The sequence below is a fragment of the Pseudomonas sp. PS01300 genome (assembly GCF_029960155.1).
GTDB lineage: Bacteria > Pseudomonadota > Gammaproteobacteria > Pseudomonadales > Pseudomonadaceae > Aquipseudomonas > Aquipseudomonas palmensis.
Genome location: NZ_JASCPN010000051.1, coordinates 15,539 through 40,390, shown reverse-complemented (window position 1 = coordinate 40,390; position 24,852 = coordinate 15,539). Strand labels below are relative to the sequence as shown.

Below are 24,852 nucleotides of genomic sequence, written 5' to 3'. Positions count from 1 at the left end.
CGGGTCAAGCCCGCTCCCACACTGACCTGTGTGGGAGCGGGCTTGACCCGCGATGAGGCCACCCGAAACACCCGAGAAATTACCCGCCAAGCTCCCGATGTTTTTTCCTCTGACTGTCACCGCGCACTGCCAACCTAAGCCTCGTGGATCGGCCAGCAAGCCCTCTGGATCAAGGCGCTGCGCCACGCCACCGTGACATGCAAGCGCGACTCACCTCAACGTACGAACACGACGAAAGGAGCTTCTTCATGTTTAAGCGCACTATGATCGCAGCCTCGCTGGCTGTTGCCGCACTGGCTTCGGCTCAATCGATGGCAGCGGTTGTCGGTGGCGGTGCCACCCTGCCACAAGGTCTGTACACCACCCCAGGCGTACTGGGCGCCGGTTTCGACACCTACACCGGTGTTGGCAGCGGTAAAGGCAAGTCGGCTTTCCTGTTCAACCGTGCCGCCGATATCAACAAGCCCGCCGGTGTGACCGTCGATTTCGCAGGCAGCGACTCGATCCTTTCCGATGCGGAAATCAACACCTACAACCTGGACCACAACAGCGCCGGCAACGACGTCGCCAACAAGTGGGGCCCGCTGATCCAGGTTCCGTCGGCAGCCACCTCGGTCACCATCCCGTACAACCTCAAGCTGGCCAACGGCACTGCCGTCAACGACCTGAACCTGACCAGCGCCCAGCTGTGCGGGATCTTCTCGGGTTCGATCAGCAACTGGAACCAGATCGACGCCAGCTACCCGAACAAGGCCATCAAGGTGTTCTACCGCAGCGGCAGCAGCGGCACCTCCGAGATCTTCACCCGTCACCTGAACAGCCAGTGCCCGACCCAGTTCGGCGTCAGCAGCACCTTCACCACCGCTCAGGTCGGTGCAGAGCCTGCCACGTTCCAGGGTGTTGCCCTGAGCGGCGATATCGTGACCTCGGTGTACGGCACCGAAGACGCCATCGGCTATGTAGGCCCTGAAGACGTGGATGCCACCAACAACGCCAAGGTCGCCCGCGTCAACAACCTGCTGCCAACCGTCGGCAACGTGCAGACTGCACTGGCCAACGCCGCGCCACCGGCCACCGCCGCCGCACGCGCGATTCCGCAGAACTGGGCCCCGGTGCTGGCCAACCCGGCCACCGGCTACTCCATCGTTGCCTACACCAACCTGATCTTCGGTCAGTGCTACAAGGACGCCGCAGACGGCACCGCCGTCGTCGCCTTCCTGAACCGTCATTACGGCGCCACCACCAACAACGATGCGGCCATCATCGCGCAGAAGCTGATCCCGTTGAGCCCAGCCTGGAAAAACGCCGTTCGCCTGCAGTTCGCCAACCAGTCCGGCGCACTGGGCGTGAACAACCTCAGCGTGTGCAACACCCAGGGTCGCCCGGCCTAAGCCGCGCCGACGCCTGTCGCTGTACCCCGTCGGTAACGGCTCGCGCCGTTACCGGCTTTTGCGTTTCAGAACGCCACCGATCACATGAACTTTGCGTGACAAAGGTTCGGTCTGCCGCCCGTGCAACCGCCTATGTCATAGGTCACCGGCCGCACCGGCGTGTGGCACCCCATTACCGCGATGGACCAGAAAAGGATTGATTGCAATGCGCCTTGGCACTGCTGCTTCGCCCTCCCACCGTACCCACCGTCAGGCCGATATGCCCCTGCTGCGGCTCAAGCCGCTGGCCCAGGTGATTGCGCTGCTGGCCCTGGCCGGCAGCGTGCAGGCGGCGCCTGCGGCGTTCAGTTCGGCCTGGTTCGCGGCCAAGGGCAGCGCGCCGCAGGCCGGCGGTACGGGCGGGCAGGGCGGTGCGGTGCAGTTGCCGGGGCTGCCACCGCCGCTGGCCCAGCAGCAGCGTGCCAATGCCCAGTTGCAGCGTTCGCTGCAAAACCTCAACAACACCGTGGCCGCCATCGCCGCGCAACAGGCTGCCCAGGCGGCCGGCCGCGCCGCCGCGCTGGCGGCGCCCTCGAGCATCCACAACGGCCTGGGCGGCAATGGCCTGAACCCGCTGCTCGATGCCAATGGCAAGCCGTTGTTCACCAACGCCGAGGCTCCGGTACAGACGCAGAAGGGCGGCACCACCCAGGTGACGATCAAGCAGACGGCCGACAAGGCGATTCTCAACTGGGAAACCTTCAACGTCGGCCGCGACACCCAGCTGACCTTCCAGCAGGACGCCAACTGGGCCCTCCTCAACCGCGTCGGCAACAGCGTCGCGCCCAGCCAGATCCAGGGCACGATCAAGGCCGACGGTACGCTGATGATCGTCAACCGCAACGGCATCGTGTTCAGCGGCAGCAGCCAGATCAACGTGCGCAACCTGACGGCGGCCGCCGCCACCATCAGCGACCAGCAGTTCACCGAGCGCGGCCTGTACGTGGACAGCCTGGGCAGCCAGCCGACCTTCACCGATGCCGCCGGCAAGGTCATGGTCGAGCGCGGCGCGCTGATCCAGACCCACGCCCCGGCCAGCTCCACCCAGGGCGGCGGCTACACCCTGCTGCTGGGCCACGAGGTGGAGAACGCCGGCCGGTTGATCAACGCCAAGGGCCAGGCGACCCTGGCGGCGGGCGATACCTTCTACATCCGCAAGGGCGTCGGCACGGCGGGCAACCCGTACTCCACCACCCGCGGCAACGAGGTGGCCACCACGCTGAAGGCCGGCAGCACGGCCGGCACGGTGCGCAACAGCGGGCTGATCCAGGCCAGCCAGGGCGACATCACCCTGACCGGGCATCAGGTGCGCCAGCAGGGCGTGGCCGTGGCCACCAGCTCGATCGACAACCGCGGCACCATCCACCTGCTCAACGCGGCCAGCGACCGCACCGGCAACGTGACCCTGGCCGCCGGCAGCACCACTGCCATCGTCATCGACGCCAACCCCGGCAGCGCACTGGACAGCCAGCGCGAGGCGGTGCGCAAGGACCTGGGCGGGCAGGTCAACCAGCGCAACGGCGCGTTCGACAACCTCAGCGCGGTGGCCGATGACCGCAGCCTGTCGCGGGTGGAGATCGTCAGTGGCGGCACGGTGGACTTCCAGGGCGGCTCGCTGACCCTGGCCACCGGCGGCCAGGTGGCGGTGAGTGCCGGCCAGCGCAGCCTGCTGCGCGACGGCGCGGTGCTGGACGTGGCGGGCGCGGTCGGGGTCAAGCTGGCCATGGACAGCAACAGCATCAAGGTCAACATCCAGGGCAACGAGCAGCGCGACGCGGCGGGCAACCGCGACAGCGGCGCGCTCAACAGCACCGATGTGTGGGTCGACATCCGCGAGCTGGTGCACGTGGCCGCCGGCACCAACGGCTACGAGGGCGAGCGCTGGTACACCGCCGGCGGCCTGCTGGAAGTGGGCGGCTACCTCGGCACGCGCAGCCACGGGCTGGGCGAGTGGCTGGCCCAGGGCGGCACGGTGAGCTTCACCGGGGGCGACCTGGTGACCCAGTCCGGCTCGCTGGTCAACCTCTCGGGCGGCACGCTGGACGTGGCCACCGGCTACCTCAAGCAGACCTGGCTCAAGGGCGCCGACGGGCGCCTGTACAACCTCTCGCGTGCCCCTGGCGACGTCCTGTACCAGGGCGTGTACAAGGGCTACGAGCAGCACAGCGCACGCTGGGGCCAGACCCGCTACTTCTACAGCCCGCTGATCGCCCCGCGCGAGCGCCTGGAGAACGGCTACACCGTTGGCCGCGATGCCGGGCGGCTGGTGGTCGGCACCGCCAATGCGCAGCTGGGCGGTGAGATCCTGGGCGAAGCCTTCAAGGGCGACCACCAGCTGCAGGCCCCGCAGGCCGGCCTCGACGGCTACCGGCAAAGCCAGCTGAGCCAGGCCCGCAGCGCGCAGCTGATCGTTGGCGACTACCGGCCCACCGCCACGGGCAGCGTGCTCAACGCCGGCGCGGGCAACCTGCACCAGGTGGTGATCGGCTCGCAGGTGCAGGGCGGCTCACTGACCCTCGACGCCCCGGTCGAGGCCGAGCGCGAAGGCGTCCTGCGCCTGGAGGCCGAGCGCCTGCGCGAGCTTGGCGGCCTGCAGGTGGCCGCGTATGAGGGCATCCGCCTGGAGCAGGCGCTGAACCTGGCCGACGGCGCCGGCCTGAGCCTGCTGGCGCCACAGGTGCAGATAAACGCCGACCTGGTCAGCCACGGCGGCGACCTGCTGCTGGGCAACCTGCAACGCGGCTCGGACAGCCTGCGGGTCGGCAATGCCGGCCTGGCCGCGCGTATCGAGGTGGCCGACGGGGTTCGCGTGGAGGCCAGCGGCCGGCGCCAGGACGGCGTCAATGCGCAGCCCGCCGACCTGTCGGCCTGGCTGGACGGCGGTTCGCTGGCCCTGCGTGGCACCGGCGACATTCGCCTGGGCCAGGGCAGTGTGCTGAGTGTGGAAAGCGGCGCGGCGCGCACCCCCGACGGCAGCTGGCGCGGGGGTGCCGGTGGCGACCTGAGCCTGGCCAGCCTGACCTCGGGCGGGGCCGGTGGGCAGTTGCTGCTGGGCGGCGAGCTGCGCGGGTACGGCACCACGGGCGCCGGCACGCTGGCCCTGCGCGGCGACACCGTGAGCATCGGCGCCGACACCCCGGCGGCCAGCCTGAACCTGGGCAGCGATTTTTTTGCCAAGGGCTTTGCCCGCTACGAGGTGGTGGGCAACCAGCGCCTGGAGGTGGCGGCCGACAGCCAGGTGCAGGTGACGCGGCCGGTGTATCGCCTGCGTGGCGATGCCCGTTCGGCGGCCGAGGCGCTGGAGCTGTGGACGCCACCGCAGTACCTGGAGAACGCCGCCAAGGGCGTCCTGACCCAGCGCGCCGGTGCCAGCCTGCTGCTGCAGGCGGGCAGCGAGTTGGACCAGTCGGCCCAGCAGGTGGCGTCACGCTGGCTGCAGGTAGCCAGCGGCAGCCGTATCCAGGTCGATGACGGGCAGTCCATCACGTTGCGAAGCCCCGGTGGCCTGCAGGTTGACGGCAGCCTGGTGGCACACGGCGGGCAGATCACCCTGGCTGACACTGTTGTGCAGGAGGCCTTGACCAGTGCGGTGCGGTTCGAGCCGCATCAACGGGCGATCCGGGTCGGCGCCGGGGCGCTGCTCGACGTATCGGCCCGTGCCGTCACCGCCGTGGACGCGCGTGGCGAGCGCTATGGCGAGCTGCGCCAGGGCGGCAGTATCGTCATCGGCAGCACCTTCGACCCCAACCTGGGTGGCGCGCTGGCCCCCGACCTGTTCGTGGTGGTCGAGCGCGGCGCTGTACTGGATGCGTCCGGCAGCCAGATGAGCGTCGATGTACCCGGGGTTGGCGCGACTCGGCTGGCCAGCCAGGGCGGCAGCATCAGCCTGAGTTCGATCAATGGCCTGTACGTGGACGGCGAGTTGCGTGCAGCGGCGGGGGGCGCTGGCGTGGCGGGCGGCAGCCTGACCCTTGCGCTGGAGAGCGGTACCTACCCGATCACCCCGGCCTATGCCGAGGCCATCCGCCAGCGCGAGCTGCGTATCAGCCCGCGCGGGGAAGCCTTCGCCAACCAGGCCGGTAAGCTGGAACATGGCCATGGCCACCTCAGCGTGGCCCAGGTGGCGCAGGGCGGGTTCGATGCACTGACGCTGTTCAGCCGCGGCGTGATCAGCTTTACCGACGACGTGACGCTGCAACCGGCGCGCAGCCTGCACCTGTATGCCGGTGCACTGGGGCTGGCCGAAGGGGCTCGCGCCGATACCCGGGTGCGCCTGTCGGCTGCGCATGTGCGTCTGGCCGGGTACACCAGCCTGCCGCCGGCCGGGCCGGGCCTCACCAACAATCAGATCGGTATCGCGCTTTCGTCGCAAGCCGATCAGGCCAGGCTGCAGGTGGATGCGGCGCTGATCGACGTACGCAATACCCTGAAGTTCGGCACGGGGGTGAGTGAAGCGCTGAGCATCGATCGACGCGGCTTCCATCAGGTCAGCCTGAACAGCAGCGGCGATCTGCGCCTGCTCAAGACACTGGGCGGTAACGACACGCGGCTGGTGGCGCCGGGCACGCTGACCCTGAGCGCGGCGCAGATCTACCCTGGCACCAATGCCGTGGCAGTGATCAAGGCCGAGCATGTGAAGATTGCGCGCAGCAGCGCGGCCACGCCTGCCCAGCCCTATTCGCTGTTTGGCGCGCTGTCGATACAGGCCGACACCATCGACCAGCAGGGCGTGCTGCGCGCGCCCCTCGGCGCCCTGGTACTGGGCACCGCCAGCACCCGCGAAGTGACCTTGCGCCCTGGCAGCCTGACTTCGGTCAGTGCCGCCGGCCTGGTGATGCCTTATGGCGGCACGGTAGATGGCCTGGTGTACAACTTCGCCGGCCAGTCGCTGAACAGCACGGTGCTGGGCCAGAGCCTGCCCAACGGCTGGCTCAACGTGACCCTGGGCGGTGGCAGCATCGCGGTCGAACCCGGTGCGGTAATCGACCTGTCCGGCGGTGGCGATGTGCGCGGCGCCGGCTTCATCTCCGGGCGCGGCGGCTCCACCGATGCCCGCTATCACCCGCTGGTGCGCAACAACCCCGATGGCAGCTTCAGCCTGCCGGGCCTGGCGGACAACCCGGTGTACGCCATCGTGCCCGGTGTGCAGGCCAGCGTGGCGCCCGAAGCGGTGGCGGGCGAGCCATCGGGTTCGATGCCGTTGGTGGGCCAGCAGATCACCCTGGACGCCGGGATACCGGGCCTGCCCGCCGGCACCTACACCTTGCTGCCGGCCAGTTATGCGCTGTTGCCGGGGGCCTACCGTGTCGAGGTCAACGGCCAGGCCAGCGTCGGCGCGCCGCAGGCAGGTGCCACGGCGCTGCGCAATGGCTCGTGGGGCCTGACCGGCAAGCGCTCGATCGCCGGCAGCGGGCTGGGCGATGCCCTGTCGCAGCACCTGATACTGACCGGTGCCGACACCTTGCGTCGGTACTCGCAGTACAACGAAACCAGTTTCAGCCAGTTCCTGCTCGACGATGCCGCACGCCTGGGTATCCCGCGTGCCGCGCTGCCCATCGATGCCAAGGGCCTGACCCTGGACCTGGGCCATAACGACACCACGCGGCCCGGCTTCAGCATGCAGGGCGTGCTGTTGAACAAACCGGCGGACAAGGGCCACGGCAGCATCGCCACGGTGCTGTTCGGCGACACCCTGGTGATCCACGGCGACAACGCGCCCGCCACAGCGGGTGCCGGCGAAACCGCCATTGCCGCGTCGCAGCTCAACGCCCTGGGTGCCAGCAGCCTGCGCATCGGCCATGCCGGGCAGCGGGTGTACGGGCAGGGTGGCAACCAGCTGCTGTTCGGTGATGCCAGGGGCACCAGCATCGTGCTCAAGGGTGGCGCGCACCTGAAGGCCGCCGAAGTGCTGATGGTTACCGGGCGCATCGCCGGCGCCATCAACATAGAGCAAGGCGCGAGCATCGATACGCTCGGGCAGGGCGCACCCGCCTACGACAGCCGCGACGGCTACCTCTACAACCCGCACAACAGCAGCCTGCTGATCGTGTCCAATGGCTGGGTCGACGTGCTGGCGCCGCAAGCGCCCAGCGGGACGATCACCGGGCCGGGCAGCATCCTGATCGGCGGCTGCCTGACGCGGTGCAGCGGCCAGACCGAGCTGTATTCCGAAGGCACCATTGCCGCCGCCACCAACAACCGCTTCAGCCTCGACGACCAGGTGCGCTTCGGCACCCGCAACCTGACCCTGGCGGTGGGCGCGATCAACGTCGGCAGTGCGCAAAGCCTGGCCGCTGCCGCTGCGGCGGGCTACCTGCCCAGCGGCCTGACCCTCAACCAGCAGGTGCTCGACCGCCTGCTGCAGGGCGATACCCGCCGTGGCGCGCCGGCCCTGGAAACCTTGACGCTGACCGTGCAGGACAGCCTCAACTTCTTCGGCACCACCGCGCTCGACACCCTCGACCCGGCGACCGGCAAGTCGCGCCTGAGCAACCTGGTGCTGGGCACCCCGGCGATCTACGGGCATGGCGCGGCCACTGACGTGGCCAGCATTCGTACCGGCAACCTGATCTGGAGTGGCGCCACCCAGGCCGCGCCGGCCCTGCTCGGCAACGGTGCCGGCACCGGCAGCGGGCGGCTGCAGATCGAAGCCCGGCGCATCGAACTGGGGTATGGCCCGCAGGCGCAGAGCAGCAGCCAGCCGGCGTTCGAGCGCCTGGCGCTGGGCTTCAGCGACGTGGCGCTGCTGGCCAGCGAACGCCTGACTGCCAACCACCGCGGCAGCCTGTCGGTGTATCAGTCACGCGGCGAGTATGTGACCGGCGAAGGCTACCGCTACAGCGGCGGCAACCTGCTGGTGCGCACCCCGCTGGTGACCGGTGAAGCCGGTTCGGTCAACCAGGTGCGCGTCGGCGGTGCCCTGCAGATGCTCGCGGGGGCGGCGCCGAGCACCGCCGACGCGCAGCTCAAGGCCGGGGCGCTGGGCGCCGAATGGTCGTTCAGCGCGCAGCGCATCGACCTCGACACCCGCGTGGCACTGCCCAGCGGCAAGCTGACCCTCGACAGCCAGGGCGACCTGCGCCTGGGCCAGGCGGCGCAACTGGACCTGGCCGGGCGCAAGGTCAGCCTCAACGACCTGGACAAGTACAGCTGGGGCGGCGACGTGATCCTGCGTAGCCAGCACGGCAACATCCACCAGGCGGCCGGCTCGATCATCGACCTGCACGCCGAACACAATCAGGCCGGCAGCCTGGAGGTGGTGGCGCTGGACGCCAGTGCCGGCCAGGTCGACCTGCAAGGCCGCCTCCTGGGCGCAAGCTCCGGCCACTACGATGCCGGGGGCACCCAGGTGCCCTACGCGGGTGCGGGTTTCACCCTGCGTGCCCAGGGGCTGGCCGGTGACCTGAGCAGTGCCTTCGCCACGCTCAACCAGCGCCTGAACGACGGCGGCGTGCATGGCAGCCGGCGCTTCCAGTTCAAGCAGGGCGACCTGCAGATCGGCAACGGGGTGCGCGCCAACCAGGTGCAGGTGTCGCTGGACAACGGCCATCTGCGTGTCAACGGCCTGATCGATGCCAGCGGCGAGCGTGTCGGCAGCATTCGCCTGGCCGCCGGCAATGGCCTGACCCTGGCCCAGGGCGCGGTGCTCGATGCACATGGCAGCGTGCTGCGCGTGGACAGCTACGGCAAGATCATCGACAGCCCCAACCGGGCCACGGTGGAGCTGAATGCCGGTGCCGGGAAACTGACCCTGGCGCGTGGCGTGCGTATCGACCTGCGCCATGGCACCGACGCACCACTGGGCGGCGCCGCCGGCCAGCACGATGGCCGCGAGCGCGGCACCCTGGCGCTGTATGCGCCGCGGCTGCGGGCCGACGACCCGACCCATGGCGACATCGCCATCGACGCCTCGCAGGCGCTGTCGATTCTTGGTGCGCAGCGCATCGACCTGTTCGCCATGGCGCGCGATCATGCGGCCCCGCAGGGCGTCGACCCGCATGTCAGCGGCAAGCCCTATGTCCAGATCGACCAGGCCTACCTCGACGCACGCCACGCGCAAAGCGTGCAGTTCATCGACAGCGCCCTGGCCAACACGGCGCTGGTCAATGGCAAGCTCGCCGGCCTGGTCAAGGGTTACGCCCAGCAGTTCCACCTGCGCCCGGGGCTTGAAGTGATCACCGACGGCGACCTGGTGGTCAGCGGCGACCTCGACCTGTCGCGCTACCGCTATGCCAGCCTCAACCCCAACGTGCACAAGACCGGCGCGGTGTACGGCTCGGGCGAGGCCGGCAGCCTGAGCCTGCGTGCCGGTGGCGACGTGGAGGTGCTGGGCAGCATCAACGACGGCTTTGCGCCGCCACTCGAGACCCAGGACGACGGCGGCTGGGTGCTGCTGGAAGGGCGCCTGGCCTATGGCGCCCAGGTGGTGGTGCCCAACGGCGGGGTCGAGCTGCACGAGGGCACCGGTTTTCTGGCCGGCCAGGTGCTCAACTACGACCTGCCGATACAGGCGCGCGTGCTGGCCTCGGGCGCTGTGCTGCCAGTGCGTGCAACCCTTTCGGCCGCGATCGAGCTGCCGGCTGGCACCGTGCTCTCGGCGGCGCTCTACAACGCCGACGGCAGCCAGGCACTGGCGGCGGGCACCCGCCTGGAGGCCCCGCTGCGCCTGGAGGCCGGCATGCAACTGGGCGCCGGCACGCGGCTGGTGGTCAACACGCCCGTCACGGCCATGACCTGGCCAAAAGGCGTGGCACTGCCGTCCGATCCGGGCCACCTGCTGAACGGTGGCGCCGATGACCTGGTGCTGCTGGCGGGCAACCTGGTGCTGCAACGCGGCGCGATCATTCCGCCGCGCACCGATATCAAGCTGGGGGGCGTGGGCTCGGTGGCGCTGCGCAGCGAGGGCAAGGGCACCAACTGGGCGGTCGCCAGCATGCTGCCGGCCGGTTCGCAGTCGTGGAACCTGCGCGTGGTGGCCGGTGCCGATACCACGGCGGCCGACCCGCGCCTGACCGACCCGAACGCCAGCGGGCGCCTGCGCCTGGCCGACCACCACGTGGGCATGCTGGCGGTAGGCGCCAGTGCCGGCTGGGTGTGGACCCAGGAAGGCATCGACGGGTTTGGTGTGGACGCCAAGCCCGGCGACCCGATCGACTTCGATGCCATCGGCTACCCCACGCTGTGCGACGAGTTCCCCACCTGGTGCGCCCGGGCACCGGCTGCCGGCGGCGGCCTGGTGTGGACCCAGGAAGGCATCGACGGCTTTGGCGTGGACGCCAGGCCCGGTGACCTGATCGATTTCGACGCCATCGGCTACCCCACGCTGTGCGACGAGTTCCCCACCTGGTGCGCCAGGGCACCGGCCGCCGGCGGTGGCCTGGCCTGGACCCAGGAAGGCATCGACGGGTTTGGCGCAGATGCCAGGCCGGGCGATCTGATCGACTTCGATGCGATTGGCTACCCCACCCTTTGCGATGAGTTCCCCACCTGGTGCGTGATGACCGCGCCGGGCAACACCGAGCACGACACGGTGCCCGGCGGCGCCTCGCGTTACAGCGTGCTGCGTACCGGTACCGGTGACCTGGACCTGATCGCCGCCGGCAACCTGGACATGACCACGCTGTTCGGTGTGTACACCGCCGGTACGGCGACCCCGGTGCCCGCCGCCTATCAACTGGCACGCGGGCAGGCCAATGACGGGCAGGTGCTGCCGGAGTTTCTCGGCGGCTACGAGGCGCTGGTCGATGGCGGCGCGCAGAGCCTGTACCAGGCCTGGTACCCGGAGCAGGGTGGCAACCTGCTGTTGACGGTGGGGGGCAACCTGACGGGCAACTCCCTCAGCCGCGAATATGGCAGCCTGACCCGCCTGGCCTACCAGTTGCCCACTGCACAGGTCGGCAACTGGCTGTGGCGCCAGGGCAGTGGCAACGCGCTGGCGGCAGACGAGCAGATACCCACGGCCTGGTGGATCAACTTCGGCACCTATGTGCGCTACCAGCGCAACAGTGTGGTGGCCGGCTTCACCGGCTTCGGCACCCTGGGCGGGGGCAACCTCGATGTCACGGTGGGCGGGCAGGCCGGCACCCTCGATGTGATCGGCAATACCGCTGACCAGTACCGCACGCAGTGGGACGACAGCGCACGTACCCAGGCCCTGCAGCTGGCAGTGGGCAGCACCGGCCGCGTGGGCCGCGATGGCAGCCTGACGCTGGGCGGTGGCGGCGACCTGAACCTGAAGGTCGGCGGCGCCGTCAACCCGACCCAGGCGGCCCTGGGGCGTGGCGACAACGCCGATGTACTGGGCGTGGCCGCCCATGACCTGCAGGGTACCCTGGTCAACCTGCGCGGCAACCTGCAGGTGTCGGCAGCGGCCCTGGGCGGTATCGACCGTGCCTACGGCGCGCTCGGGATACAGCAGGACAGCCACGAAACCCGCGCCTACGACCCGTTCCAGGCCACCCTGGCCAGCGCCAAAGGCGGCCTGGTGGTGGTGCCCGGCGACGCCACGGTGCAACTGAGCACCCGGGGCGACCTGGTGCTGGGGGCGGCGGCCGACCCGGGCCGTGTGCCCACGCTCAACACCACGCCGTTCGGCACGGCGGCGGGGGGCGGCAACAGCTGGTTCAGCCTGTGGACGGCCAACACTGCCATCGACCTGTTCTCGGCGGGCGGTGACCTGACCCCCAGCACCCAACTGATCGAATTGACCCAGCCGGTCAGCGGTGATGCGCTGTCCGGCCTGGATACCTCGCCCACCGACGGGCGCTTTGTCTACCCGTCGATCCTGCGTGCGGTGGCGGCCTCCGGCAACCTGTACTACGGGAACTCCGCGCAGTACCGGGAGAAGAACCGGCTGCAGGGCGCGAGTGGCTACTCATTGCTGCTGGCACCTTCGGCCAATGCCCAATTGCAGCTGGTGGCGCAGGGTTCGATCTACGCCGGTGGCTATGCGATCAACCAGTCCGGCGCCGCACCGTCGGCCCTGGCCACGCCGTTCAACCCGGGTTTCATCGGCAGCTACAACGGCCACAGCGTCAGCAACCAGAGGCCAGACGGGATTGCGGCAGACCTGGAAGCGGGTCGCTTCCCGCTGTTCGCCTTTGGCAGCACCAGCACCGCCAATGCCTACGGGCAGTTGCAGCCGGCGCGCATCTACGCCGTGAGCGGCGACCTGGTGGGGGTGCGCTCGGGCGAGGTCCTGAACTTCGGCAATGCGCGCAATGGGGCCGTCTGGTACGAGGGTGCCGCACCGATGTGGATGATGGCGGGGCGCGACATCGTGTACAGCGGTACCGGCCTTGGCGAGACCACCTACGTGCCGGCGATGATGTCGGACATCGTCGGTGCGCTGGCGCTGTCCAGCGGCAACCTGTTCGTGCACAACCACGCCACCGATCATTCGCAGGTGGTGGCTGGGCGCGACATCCTGTTCAGTGGCCTGAACGTGGCCGGCCCCGGCACGCTCATCGTCAGTGCCGGGCGTGACCTGCGCCAGGAGGACCGCGCGGCCATCACCAGCCTGGGCGCCATCGTCACCGGCGACAACCGCCCCGGCGCAAGCCTGGTGTTGCAGGCCGGCGTGGGCGCCCAGGGGCCAGGGTATGCGCGCTTTGCCGAGCTGTACCTGAACCCGGCCAACCTTGCCGACAGCAACCAGAGCCTGGCGGCGCAGCCGGGCAAGGTGGCCAAGACCTACGCCGAGGAGTTGCGTCAATGGCTGGCCGAGCGCTACGCCTTCGAGGGCGATGCGGCCCAGGCGCGGGCGCGGTTCGCCAGCCTGCCGGCGACCGAGCAGGCGGTGTTTGCGCGCCAGGTGTACTTTGCCGAGCTGCGTGCCGGCGGCCTGGAGTACAACACCGTGGGCGGGCCGCGTCAGGGCAGCTACCTGCGCGGGCGCAATGCGATCGCGGCGCTGTTCCCCGAGCAGGACGTGGCCGGCAACCCGATCCGCTACGACGGCGACATCCTGATGTTCGGCGGGGCCGGGGTGCGTACCCAGGTGGGGGGCGCGATCCAGATGCTCACCCCCGGTGGCCAGCAGGTGTTCGGCGTGGAGGGCGAGGCGCCGCCGGCCGGCGCCGGGGTGATCACCCAGGGCAACGGCGATATCCAGCTGTACGCGCGTGGCAGCATCCTGCTGGGGCAGAGCCGCATCATGACCACCTTTGGCGGGTCGATTCTGGGCTGGTCGGCCGAGGGCGACATCAACGCCGGGCGTGGTTCCAAGACCACGGTGGTCTACACCCCGCCGCGCCGGCTGTACGACACCTGGGGCAACAGCAGCCTGTCGCCCACGGTGCCGAGTACCGGTGCGGGTATCGCCACCCTGGCGCCGGTGGTGGAAGTGCCGCCGGGAGACATCGACCTGATTGCGCCGCTGGGCACCATCGATGCGGGGGAGGCGGGCATCCGGGTGTCGGGCAACGTCAACATTGCCGCGTTGCAGGTGGTGAACGCGGCCAACATCCAGGTGCAGGGTGATGCCAAGGGCATGCCGGTGGTGGCGGCGGTGAACACCGGCGCGATCTCGTCGGCGAGTGCGGCGGCGTCGTCGGCGACCCAGGCCGCCGAAGATGCGGTGCGCCAGCAGCAGGCCGCGGCCCGCCAGCGTCAGCCGTCGGTGATCACCGTGCAGGTGCTGGGGTTTGGTACCGAGCGCCTGGTGCCGGGCAAGGAGGGCGCGAGCCTGGGGCCGCAGTACAACCCGCAGAGCCCGGTGCAGGTGCTGGGGGCCGGGGCGCTGGATGAGCAGGCGCGGGGGCGGTTGACGGAGGAGGAGCGGGGGAATCTGGTGCTGTAGGGGATGTGCTAGCCGATGCTTTTGTGGCGCCCTCAAGATCGAGCGCCGCCCACGCGGCGCATCGCGGCGCAAGGCCGCTCCCACATTTGTTGCAACGCGCCATGGCCTGCGAGATCGGCGTTGTCAGCCTTGTTTGTTTGGCGACAGATCTTGGCGATGCTGGTGCGCTAGTCGATTTTTTTGCGATGAATTGGCAAATAGCGGGTGGTCCTACCGCAGCCTGCCGTCGGACCACCAAGGCTGACAACGCCTATCCCACAGGCCATGGCGCGTTGCAACAAATGTGGGAGCGGCCTTGCGCCGCGATGCGCCGCGTGGGCGGCGCTCGATCTTGAGGGCGCTGGAGCCCCCAATGCATGCACCTGGCTGCCCAGATGCATTCCCCAAGGCATGCACCTCCCCACTCCCCACCTTTTTCTTCATGAAGCTTTGGTGACAAAAGTTCGGTAGCAAAGCGCCACCCCCGTCATGGGTATGTGCAGTCACTGCGCAGCCGCACAGGGACGAAGGGAGTGGAGCGATGGGAACCATGGAACGCTACGCAAAAGTCGGAATGCAGGAACTCGATCAACGCCTGGCGAAGATCGTCGAAGCCGCGCGCAAGCAACCGGTGTCGGTGTACCGCTACGGCGCACCCTGGGTGTGGATCGTGTCCCAGGACGACTGGCAAAGCGCGCTCAAGGAAGTCTCCAGCTGCATCCCGCCAGGCCATTCGCTGGTGATGCTCAAGCCCAGGGTCGAGGAACTGCTGGCCGCGCACGCGCAGGAGCTGGCCGACCTGGCCCGGCGCAACGCGATGAGCATCGCCCCGCACACCCTGATGCACCTGCTGCTGTTGCAGCTGCTGTATTCGGTCCCCAGCGAAAAACAACTCTACGAACAGCTCAACTACAACCTGCTGTTCCGCTGGTTCGTGGGCCTGGAACTCAAGTCGCGGGTGTGGAGCTTCAACCTGTTCAGCCACGACCTCAACGCACTGCTGGCCTGCCAGCAGGCCACGCGCCTGCTGCAGTCGATCGTCAACGAGGTGTGCAACGCGGGCCTGGCGCAGATGCCCGAGTTCAGCCTCAACCTGGCCCAGCTGCACAGCTGGCTGGCCCGCCACGCCGGTCACGGCGGCGCAGACAACCATTCATAAGACACGGCCCTGGGCCAGACGGATTTCCTTGAACGAGGGGGCGGTGTGGAGCATTTGTTTTTCAACGGGTGGCGAGCCGGCGCAGTGATGCTGCTGGCCCTGGGAACCCACCACGCAAGCGCCGAACAGGCCGAGCGTCGCGTCGATATCAACGAGTACGTGGTGCGCGGCAACACGGTGCTCGATGCCCGCGCCATCGAGGAGGCGGTGTACCCCTACCTCGGCCCGCAGAAGACCCTGGTGGATCTGGAAGGCGCCCGCGAGGCCCTGCAGAAACGCTATCAGGCGCTGGGCTATCAGTCGGTGTTCGTCGAGCTGCCCGAGCAGCAGGTCGAAGGCGGCGTGGTGTACCTGCAGGTCAGCGAAACCAGGGTCGGCCGGGTACGAGTGGTCGGCGCCAGGCATTACTCGCCCGTGGAGATCCGCGAGCAGGTGCCGGCCCTGAGCGAGGGCCAGGTGCCGGACTTTGCCAAGGTCCAGGGCGAACTGGCCGCACTCAACCGCGGCCCCGGGCGCCAGGTGATGCCACTGGTGCGCGAAGGCCAGCGCCCCGGCACCCTGGACGTCGACCTGCAGGTCGAAGACAAGCAGCCCTGGCACGCCAGCATCGGCCTGAACAACGACTACAGCGCCGACACCAGAAAGCTGCGCAGCGTGGCCACCGTGGGCTACAACAACCTCTGGCAACTGGGTCACAGCGTGTCGCTGACCTGGTTCACCGCCCCCCAGGACACCGACAACGCGCAGGTGTGGTCCGGTTCATACAGCGCGCCCCTGAACCCGCGCTGGACCCTGCAGGCCAGCGGCTACAAGTCCGACAGCAGTGTGGCCACCGTGGGCGGCAGCAACGTGCTGGGCAAGGGCCATTCCTACGGGCTGTCGGCGATCTACTCACTGGTGCCGGACGGCAACTGGGCCAACTCGTTTTCCGTGGGCATCGACTTCAAGGACTTCGACGAGCAGGTCGAACTGGGCGGCGAGCGCGATACCGTGCCGCTCAAGTACGCACCGATCACCCTGGCCTACAACGGCTTTCGCTATACCGAAGCCTCGCAGCTGGGGCTGGGCCTGAGCCTGGTGGCCGGCACACGCCGGCTGTTCGGCTACGGCAGCGACGACGAGGCCTTCGACTACAAGCGCTACCGCGCCGACTCCAGTTTCGCCGCGCTCAAGGGCGATGCGAACTACACCTTCACGTTTGCCGGCGACTGGCAGAGCGCAACCAAGCTGGGCTTTCAACTGGCCTCCGGGGCCCTGGTGTCCAACGAACAGTTCGCTGCCGGCGGCGCCACCTCGGTGCGCGGCTACCTGGCCGCCGAACGCACCGGCGACGACGGCCTGCTGTTCTCCCAGGAACTGCGCACGCCCTCGCTGGGCCGCTACGTGGGCAGCTACATCAGCGACTGGCGCTTCTATGTGTTCGCCGAAGGCGCGCAGCTGTCGTTGCAGGACCCGCTGCCCGAGCAGGACGACCACTTCAGCCTGGCCAGCGTCGGCCTGGGCACCCGCGCCACCCTCAACGACTGGCTGTCCGGCAGCCTGGACTGGGGCCTGCCGCTCAAGGACGGCGCGAACACCGAGAAAAACCACTCGCGTCTGCACTTCAGCGTACAGGCAACCTTCTGACCCCATCGGCATCGACCCTGGAGACATTCCATGCAACGCCTCATCTTGACCCTGCTCATTTGCCTGGGCTTTGCCCTGCCGGGCAGCGCCAGTGCCTGGTGGCAGGACGACTGGCAGTTCCGCAAGCAGATTTCCGTCGACACCACGCCCCAGGGCGCGGCGCTGACCCAGTCGCTGGGCCGCACGGCACTGCTGGTACGCCTGCACACCGGCAATTTCAGCTTTGACGGGGTCAATGAAAACGGCGCGGACATCCGCTTCGTGGCCAGCGACGACAAGACCTTGCTCAACCACCAGATCGAAAGCTTCGACCCGCTGATGGGCATGGCGCTGATCTGGGTCGACGTGCCGGACGTGCAGGGCGGCCAGCGCCAGGACCTGTGGATGTACTACGGCAACCCCAAGGCGCAGCCGGCCAATGCGCAACCGGCCTTCGATGCCGACTACACCCTGCTGATGCACTTCGACGGCGCCGCACCGCGTGACGCCAGCCCCTACGGCAACCAGGCCCAGGGCAGTGCGGCGAGCATCGAGGGCATCATCGGTCGCGCCATCCAGTTCAACGGCCAGCCGCTGCTGCTGGCACCCAGCCCGTCGCTGCAACTGCCGGCTGGCGCCGCCTTCACCTTCAGCGCCTGGGTACGCCAGGACCAGCTGCTGGGCGATCAGTTGCTGCTGGCCCGCCATGAAGGCGAAAACCGCCTGCTGCTGGGTGTGAGCCAGGGCCTGCCGTTCGTCGAGGTCAACGGCCTGCGCAGCGCTGCCGGCCAGGTGCTCGATGCCGGCCAGTGGCAACACCTGGCGCTGGTGGGCGAGGGCGGTACGCTCAGCCTGCTGGTGGACGGGCGCCAGGTCGCCAGCCTGACCGCGGCGGTGCCGGCGTTCAATTCGACCCTGGCCATCGGCGCCGACCTGCCGCCGGCCGAGGGTCAGCCGGCCGGCGCCTATGTGCCGTTCGTGGGGGCGATGGACGAGCTGCGCCTGTCGCGCATCGCCCGCGCCGTGCCGGTGCTGCAGGCCGACGCGCTGGCCCAGGGCGCCGAGTCGCGCCTGGTGGTGTACGGGGTGGATGAAGAGCAGTCCGGTTTCGGTTTCGGCAGCCTGGGCTTTCTGCTCAAGGCGGTGCCGCTGGACGCCTGGATCATCATCGCGGTGCTGGTGCTGATGATGGTGCAGTCGTGGGTGATCATGCTGCGCAAGAACCGCACCCTCAACCACGTCAGCCAGGCCAACCGGCTGTTTCGCGAGCAGTTCGCCAACATCGGCACGCGCCTTGAGATGTTCGCCGACGACACCGCCCTGGGCGAGCGCCTGACGCATTCGTCGCTATGGCGCCTGTACCTGGTGGCGGTCAAGGAGATCCGTACCCGCCGCGCCCAGGGCTTCGACACCTCGGCGGTGTCGGCGGCCACCATCGAGGCCATTCGCTGCTCCATGGACGGGGTGCGCACCCGCGAGAACCAGGCGCTGGGCTCGAAGCTGTCGAGCCTGTCCAACGCGATTGCCGGCGGCCCTTACATCGGCCTGCTGGGCACCGTGCTGGGGATCATGGTGGTGTTCCTGGGCACCGCGATGGCCGGTGACGTGAACATCAACGCCATCGCCCCCGGCATGGCCGCGGCGTTGCTGGCCACCGCCATGGGCCTGTTCGTCGCGATCCCCGCGCTGTTTGGCTACAACCGCCTGATCACCCGCAACAAGGAGGTCAGCGCCGACATGCGCGTGTTCGTCGACGAGTTCATCACGCGCCTGGCCGAGCTGCATGGCGAAGGCCAAGCCGGCGAGGCCAGCCACCGGCGTGCTGCCCACGCTGCCCACCCGTCCGTACCGGCCTGAGGAGAGCGCCATGGCAGCCATGAATGCTTCCCACGACGATGACGACGACGCGGCCGTCGACAGCATCAACGTCACCCCGCTGGTGGATGTGCTGATGGTGGTGCTGGTGATGTTCATCCTCACCGCCACCGCGCAGGTGTCGGGCATCCAGATCCAGCTGCCCAAGGCCAGTGCCTCGGTGTCGCTGTCCCAGCCCAAGACCAAGGCGATCTCGGTCAACGATGCCGGGCAGGTGTTTCTCGACGCCTACCCGGTGACCCTGGCCGAACTGGAAGAGCGCCTGCGCAGCGAGAAGGCGCGCAGCCCGGACTTCCCGATCATCGTGCGCGGCGACGCGGCGGTGCAGTACCAGAAGGTGGTCGAGGTGCTCGACCTGTTGCGTCGGCTGGAGCTGGCCCAGGTCGGGCTGGTGACCGGCAAGCCGAACCAGGGTTGAGGATGCCCATGAACCAGAAGTTCGATAGCCGGCGCCTGCTCAAGTGGGGCGTCGTGGCACTGGTGGGCGCGGGCCTGGCCTGGTTGCTGTGGCAGTGGGCCAACGACATGAGCGGGGTGCGCCGCGAGGCACCGAAGATCCCCGCGATCATTCCGCTGCCGCCACCCCCACCGCCGCCTCCCCCCGAGCCCCCCAAGGAACCGGAGCCGCCCGTGGAAGAGAAGATTGTCGAGCCGCAGCCGGTGCCCGAGGCCGAGGAGGTCAAGCCGGCCGAGGAGGCGCCGCCGAGCCCGGCCGATGACATGGCCAACCCGATGCAGATCGACGGCGATGCACAGGCGGGCGGGGACGCTTTCAACATCGGTGCCGGCAAGGGCGGCGGCATGGCCGGCGGCGGTGGCGGGCTGGGTAGCGGCAGCTACGGCCAGTTCCTGGCGTATGCCTTCCAGCGCCTGCTGCGCGACAACCCCGAGCTGCGCAACCTGACCTTCAACCTGCAGGGCGATGTTTGGCTCAGCGAAACCGGCGAGGTGACCCGCGTCGAGCTGGTGCGCTCCAGCGGCGATGCCGCGGTGGACGCCCAGGTGCTGGCCGCATTGCGCGCCGCCCCGGCCATGACCCAGCGCCCGCCGGCGAGCCTGACCCTGCCGGTGCGCATCGCCTTGCAGGGGCGCCGCGGATGAACCCGGCGCCCGATCCCTACGACGCACGACTTACCAACAGGAGCGGTAAATCCATGATGTGCTCAGTGAACCGATTGACCCTGGCAGTCGGCCTGGTGGTCGCCGCGGCGGTCGGTCCGGCCGTGGCGCAGACCCCGGCGCCGTCGCAGAACGCGACGATCAACCTGATCCGCCTGCTGGTGCAGCAGGGTGTGCTCAAGCAGGACCAGGCCCAGGCCCTGATCGACCAGGCCGAAAGCGAGGCGGTGCAGGCCCGCGCCAGCGTGGCGGCGGTGCCGGCGGCCAATGGCGAGGTGCGCGTGCAGTATGTGCCGGCCATCGTGCGCGACCAGATCCGCGACGAGGTCAAGGCCGAGGTGATGGCCCAGGCCAGGCAGGAGAACTGGGCCGCGCCCAACACCTTCCCCGACTGGGCCTCGCGCATCAGCTTCGATGGCGACGTGCGCCTGCGCGACGAGTCGCGCTACTTTTCGGGCAACAACAGCAACGAGATCATCGATTTCGCCAAGCTCAACGCCGACGGGCCCTACGACGTCAACCCCAACAACGGGCGCAACCTGCCGCCGCTGCTCAATACCCGCGAAGACCGCGAGAACCTGCTGCGCCTGCGCGCGCGCCTGGGCCTGAAGGCGGTGCTGTCGCCGAGCTGGACGGCGGGTATCCGCATCGGCACCGGCAGCGACAACGGCCCGGTGTCCACCACCCAGACCCTGGGCGGCGGGTTCGGCAAGAAGGACCTGTGGCTCGACCAGGGCTACCTGAGCTGGGTGGCCAGCGAGCGCGTGACCCTGACCGGCGGGCGTATCGCCAACCCGTTCATGTCCACCGACATGCTGTATTCCAACGACCTCAACTTCGACGGCGTGGCGGCCCTGTTCAACCAGCCGCTGAGCGACAGCCTGAGCCTGTTCGGGACCCTCGGCGCGTTCCCGGTGGAGTACAGCGCCGACACCGCCAGCAGCAACGGGCTGGACAAGGAGAGCAGCGACAACAAGTGGCTGTACGGCGCGCAGCTGGGCGCCAACTGGCAGATCAACGACAGCAACCGGCTCAAGGGCGCGCTGGCCTACTACCGCTTCGACGACATTGCCGGCGAGCGCTCCGGGGCATGCGAGCCGTGGAACGGCGACCCTGGCTGCGACAGTGACGGCAGCCGCCCGACCTTCATGCAGAAGGGCAACACGCTGTTCCTGCTGCGCGACATCACGCCCAACCCGGCCAACCCGGCCGCCACCCCGCAGCCGCAGTTCGTGGGGCTGGCATCGGAGTTCAACCTGCTGGACCTGAACGCGGTGTGGGACACCGAGCTGCCGCACGACTTCAAACTGCGCAGCCAGGCCAACTACATCCACAACCTGGCCTACGACGAAGGCGAGATGCGCAAGCGTTCGGCCGGCCAGTTGGCCAACAACCTCGACAGCGACGGCAACATCAAGAGCGGTGCCAATGCGTGGATGGTGCAGTTCACCCTGGGCAACGCGCTGGAGCTGAAAAAGCAGGGCGACTGGAACCTGTTCGCCGGCTACAAGCACATCCAGCCCGATGCCTTGCCCGACGGCTTCAACGATTCCTCGTTCCACCTGGGCGGCACCAACGCCAAGGGCTACATCCTCGGTGCCAACTACGGCCTGGACCAGAACGTGTACGCCACGGCGCGCTGGATGAGTACCGAGGCGGTCTACGGCGCGCCGTTCGATATCGATGTGCTACAACTTGAAGTCAACACGCGCTTCTAGCAGGCGCGCACAGGGAGAAAGAGCATGAACAAGCGAGCCTATCGGGCCTGTTGTTCGTACCTGCTGGTGGCGTTGGGCGTGAGCTGGGCGGGGGTGGCTGCGGCCGAAGGCATGGAAGAGCGCCTGCGCACCCAGCTGCGCAGTACCACCCAGCAGTTGCAGGCGCTGCAGAGCGAACAGGCGCAGGCTTCGGCGGCGCGCCAGAGCGCCGAGCAGCAACGCGATGCGGCCCAGGCCCAGGTGCAGCAACTGACCGCGCAACTGGCCCAGGCCCGTGGCCAGGCCGAGCAGCTGCTGGGCCAGCAGCAGGCCCTGCACGGCCAGGCGCAGGCGCTGGTGGCCAGCAGCAACGCGCAACTGGGCAAGTACAAGCAGGCCTACGACGAGCTGCTGGGCATGGCCAAGGCCAAGGAAGCCGAGCGTGCGCGCCTGGCCGCCAGCCTGGCCGAGCGCGAGCAGCAGGTGCTGGCGTGTTCGGCAAAGAATCAGCAGATGTACGGGGTCGCCAAGGGGATTCTTGCGGCCTACGAAAAGATCGATGTGGCGGATGTGATGAAGATGCGCCAACCCTTTGCCGGGGGCGCCCGGGTGAAGTTCGAGGAACTTGCCCAGGCCTACGGCGATCAGCTGTACCAGACCCAGTTCGATGCCGCGCAGGGCGGCAGCAAACCGCAAGTCAATTGACACAAGGAAGCGAAGCCATGAGTGACAACCAACTGATCGAAACCGTCAGCGCCGACTCTCTGACCACCCTGTTGCAGGATGCAGGTTGCCGAGTCAATCGCAGCGAGCAGAATGCCGTGGTGCAACTGCTCAGTGCCAGCCAGGGCGTGGGCTATGCGGTGCGCTTTGGCAACCGTGCCGAGCGCGAGGGCGAGTTCCTCGACTTCACCTACAGCTGCGCCCTGCGCATCCAGGGCGAGCTGCCGGCCGGGCTGGCCGAACGCTGGAACGTGTCGCGCCGCTTCGCGCGGCTGTCGGTGCAGGGCGAGTTCCTGGTGATGGAGATGGACGTGATGGTGGCCGACGGCGTCAGCCACAAGCACCTGCTGGGCAGCCTGGTGCTGTGGGACCGCCTGCTGCAGGAGTTCATCGTGTACCTGCGCGACTACAGCCGCAACGTGGCCCAGGTGCAGGACGAGGCGGTGGCCGGGGCTGAAGCGGTGAGCGCTTCGTGACTCGACGTACGCTGTGGGCCGGCGCGGGCGCGCTGGCCGTTCTGGGCGTGGCAGTGGTGTTGGCACTGCGCACGGGGGATGACCCGGTGGCAGCCAGCGCGAAAGCGCCGGCGGTTGCCGCTGTGGCGAGCGATGCGGGGCCGGCGCTGGCGCGCCTGGGCGACCAGCAGGTCAGCGTGGAGGAGCTCAAGGCGCTGTTCGCCAAGCTGCCGGCGCCGGCGCGCGAGGGACTGAGCGGCAATCGCCAGGCCCTGGAGGGCTGGATTCGCTCGCGCCTGGCGGAAAAGGCGCTGTACCAGCAGGCCCAGGCCCAGGGCTGGTCGGAGCGTCCCGATGTGCAGGCGCAGACCCATGCGGTGGTGGAGCAGATCGTGCTGCGCGACTACCTGAACTCGGTCAGCCAGGTACCGGCCGACTACCCCAGCGAGGCTGAACTGCAGGCGGCCTACGAGAACGGCAAGGCCAGCCTGCAACTGCCCACGCGCTATCACCTGAGCCAGATCTTCCTGGCGGTGCCGGACGAGCAGTCGGTGGCACGCGTGCGCAAGCAGGCGCTGGCCCTGAGCAAGCAGGCCCAGGCTGCCAATGCCGACTTTGCCGCGCTGGCCAGGGCCAACTCGCAGGACCGCGAGAGCGCGCAGCGTGGCGGCGACAGTGGTCTGCAGCCGCTGAGCCAGTTGCTGCCGCAGGTGCGCGATGCGGTGCCGCAGCTCAAGGAAGGGGCGGTGAGCGAGCCGTTGCAGAGTGCGGCGGGCTTTCACATCGTCAAGCTCATCGAGGTGCAGCCGCCGCGTGTGGCCAGCCTGGACGAGGTGCGCGACAGCCTGCGTGACCTGTTGCGGGCCCAGCGCCAGGAACAGGTGGCCCGGGCCTACGTGGACGGCATGTTCAACAGCGCGACGCTGAGTATCGATGGCGCTGCGCTCAATCAGGTCATGGACGCCAGCCGCTAGGCGGCGTCGATCAAGGAAGAGCGGGCCCTGGCCGGGGCCCGGCAGGAGGCGAGGATGCCGATGTTCGATATGCCGCACTACGTGCCCGATTATCCGCCGGCCGAGCCGCTGGCCAAGGTGCGGGCCGGGCTGGGCTGGGTGCAGGACGAGCAGATGCTCAGCTGTTTTCTGGCCAGTGCGCGGTGCGGCTGCTTCATGCAGGCTGCGCGCAGCCTCAACCTCAGGTCCACCCTGTTGCGCAAGAAGCTGGCGCAGCTGGAAGCGCGGGTGGGGTATCCATTGTTCGTCAACCGCGGCCATGCCCTGGTGCTCAGCCGCGAGGGGCGCCAGTTGCAGGCGTTGCTGCAGTCGAGCCTGAGCAGCAAGCCACAGGCCATGACCGCGCTGGATGCGCCGGTGCTGGTGCGCCTGGCGGTGGCCGAGCCGATCATGCAGGACATTCTGGCGCGCAACCTGGTGGCTTTCGTGCGCCAGAACGCCGGGATCCGCCTGGATGTCAGCGGCCTGGATGCACAGGGATTGGCGCAGGCCGATGTGGTGCTGTGGCTCGATGACGAGGCGGGCAGCGTGCCGCTGCCGGGGTTTGCCGGCGAGGCGCCGACGCGCCTGGCGCAGCTGGAGTATCACCCGCACATTGCCAAGCGCTATTCGCGCGAGAGCAACCGGCCGGTGTGCCGGGACGACCTGCGCGACTACATGCTGGTGCAGTGGCAGGGCGAGGCCCAGGTGGCGGCGCTGGCGCCGTGGAACCGCCTGTTGAGCGAGCGCGAGGCGGGGGTGACGCGGGTGCCGGGCTACGACCTGTTCAGCCAGTTGATCAAGTGCAGCGCGTGCATCGGCTTGCTGCCGCATTATGCGGCGCAGCTGGACCGTGGCCTGCTGGCATTGCCGGGGTTGCTGGAGGCGCCGATGCGCCGCACGGTGTGGCTGGCGGTGCATGAGCGTGCGGCGCAGGCGGCGTTGGTGCAGGTGCTGGTGACCATGATCCGGGCCGCGTTCGAGGAGCGTCGGGAGTGGTTCTGAAGGGGCGCGGTGCC

Annotated in this window: 12 protein-coding genes; all 12 read left to right on the top strand. The window is 68.7% G+C overall.

Annotated elements, in window-relative coordinates; all coding sequences use genetic code 11:
- The first annotated feature begins 248 nt into the window (after window positions 1-248).
- The 12 genes from QMX96_RS20590 (at window position 249) to QMX96_RS20535 (ending at window position 24,838) form a co-directional block, all read left to right on the top strand.
- On the top strand, window positions 249-1,391 hold the full coding sequence (locus tag QMX96_RS20590; protein WP_043860338.1) for a substrate-binding domain-containing protein: 1,143 nt from the start codon (window positions 249-251) through the stop codon (window positions 1,389-1,391).
- A 205-nt stretch (window positions 1,392-1,596) separates the two neighbouring features.
- Complete coding sequence (locus tag QMX96_RS20585) at window positions 1,597-14,229, top strand: filamentous hemagglutinin family protein (protein ID WP_282362310.1); 12,633 nt, start codon at window positions 1,597-1,599, stop codon at window positions 14,227-14,229.
- Between the two features lie 520 nt (window positions 14,230-14,749).
- The gene (locus QMX96_RS20580; protein WP_173925066.1) at window positions 14,750-15,367 is read left to right on the top strand and encodes a transposase; all 618 of its coding nucleotides are present in this window, start codon (window positions 14,750-14,752) and stop codon (window positions 15,365-15,367) included.
- Between the two features lie 87 nt (window positions 15,368-15,454).
- On the top strand, window positions 15,455-16,993 hold the full coding sequence (locus QMX96_RS20575) for a ShlB/FhaC/HecB family hemolysin secretion/activation protein (protein ID WP_088515468.1): 1,539 nt from the start codon (window positions 15,455-15,457) through the stop codon (window positions 16,991-16,993).
- A 30-nt stretch (window positions 16,994-17,023) separates the two neighbouring features.
- Window positions 17,024-18,829, top strand: a complete 1,806-nt coding sequence (locus QMX96_RS20570; protein ID WP_282362309.1) for a MotA/TolQ/ExbB proton channel family protein — start codon at window positions 17,024-17,026, stop codon at window positions 18,827-18,829.
- A gap of 10 nt (window positions 18,830-18,839) precedes the next feature.
- Window positions 18,840-19,265, top strand: coding sequence for a biopolymer transporter ExbD (locus QMX96_RS20565; protein WP_043860333.1), 426 nt, complete (start codon window positions 18,840-18,842; stop codon window positions 19,263-19,265).
- 8 nt (window positions 19,266-19,273) lie between these two features.
- Window positions 19,274-19,948, top strand: a complete 675-nt coding sequence (locus QMX96_RS20560) for an energy transducer TonB (RefSeq protein WP_240619904.1) — start codon at window positions 19,274-19,276, stop codon at window positions 19,946-19,948.
- A gap of 53 nt (window positions 19,949-20,001) precedes the next feature.
- The gene (locus QMX96_RS20555; protein WP_104573033.1) at window positions 20,002-21,684 is read left to right on the top strand and encodes a putative porin; all 1,683 of its coding nucleotides are present in this window, start codon (window positions 20,002-20,004) and stop codon (window positions 21,682-21,684) included.
- A gap of 24 nt (window positions 21,685-21,708) precedes the next feature.
- The gene (locus QMX96_RS20550) at window positions 21,709-22,368 is read left to right on the top strand and encodes a hypothetical protein (RefSeq protein ID WP_043860179.1); all 660 of its coding nucleotides are present in this window, start codon (window positions 21,709-21,711) and stop codon (window positions 22,366-22,368) included.
- Window positions 22,369-22,385: 17 nt separating this feature from the next.
- Window positions 22,386-22,862: a YbjN domain-containing protein gene (locus QMX96_RS20545; RefSeq protein ID WP_043860180.1), complete on the top strand. Its 477-nt coding sequence runs from the start codon at window positions 22,386-22,388 to the stop codon at window positions 22,860-22,862.
- Window positions 22,859-23,815 (top strand): peptidylprolyl isomerase, encoded by a 957-nt coding sequence (locus QMX96_RS20540; protein WP_282362307.1) that lies wholly within the window; start codon window positions 22,859-22,861, stop codon window positions 23,813-23,815. Before QMX96_RS20545 ends, QMX96_RS20540 begins: the two co-directional genes overlap by 4 nt.
- A 54-nt stretch (window positions 23,816-23,869) precedes the next feature.
- Window positions 23,870-24,838: a LysR family transcriptional regulator gene (locus QMX96_RS20535; RefSeq protein ID WP_282362306.1), complete on the top strand. Its 969-nt coding sequence runs from the start codon at window positions 23,870-23,872 to the stop codon at window positions 24,836-24,838.
- The last annotated feature ends 14 nt before the right edge of the window (window positions 24,839-24,852 follow it).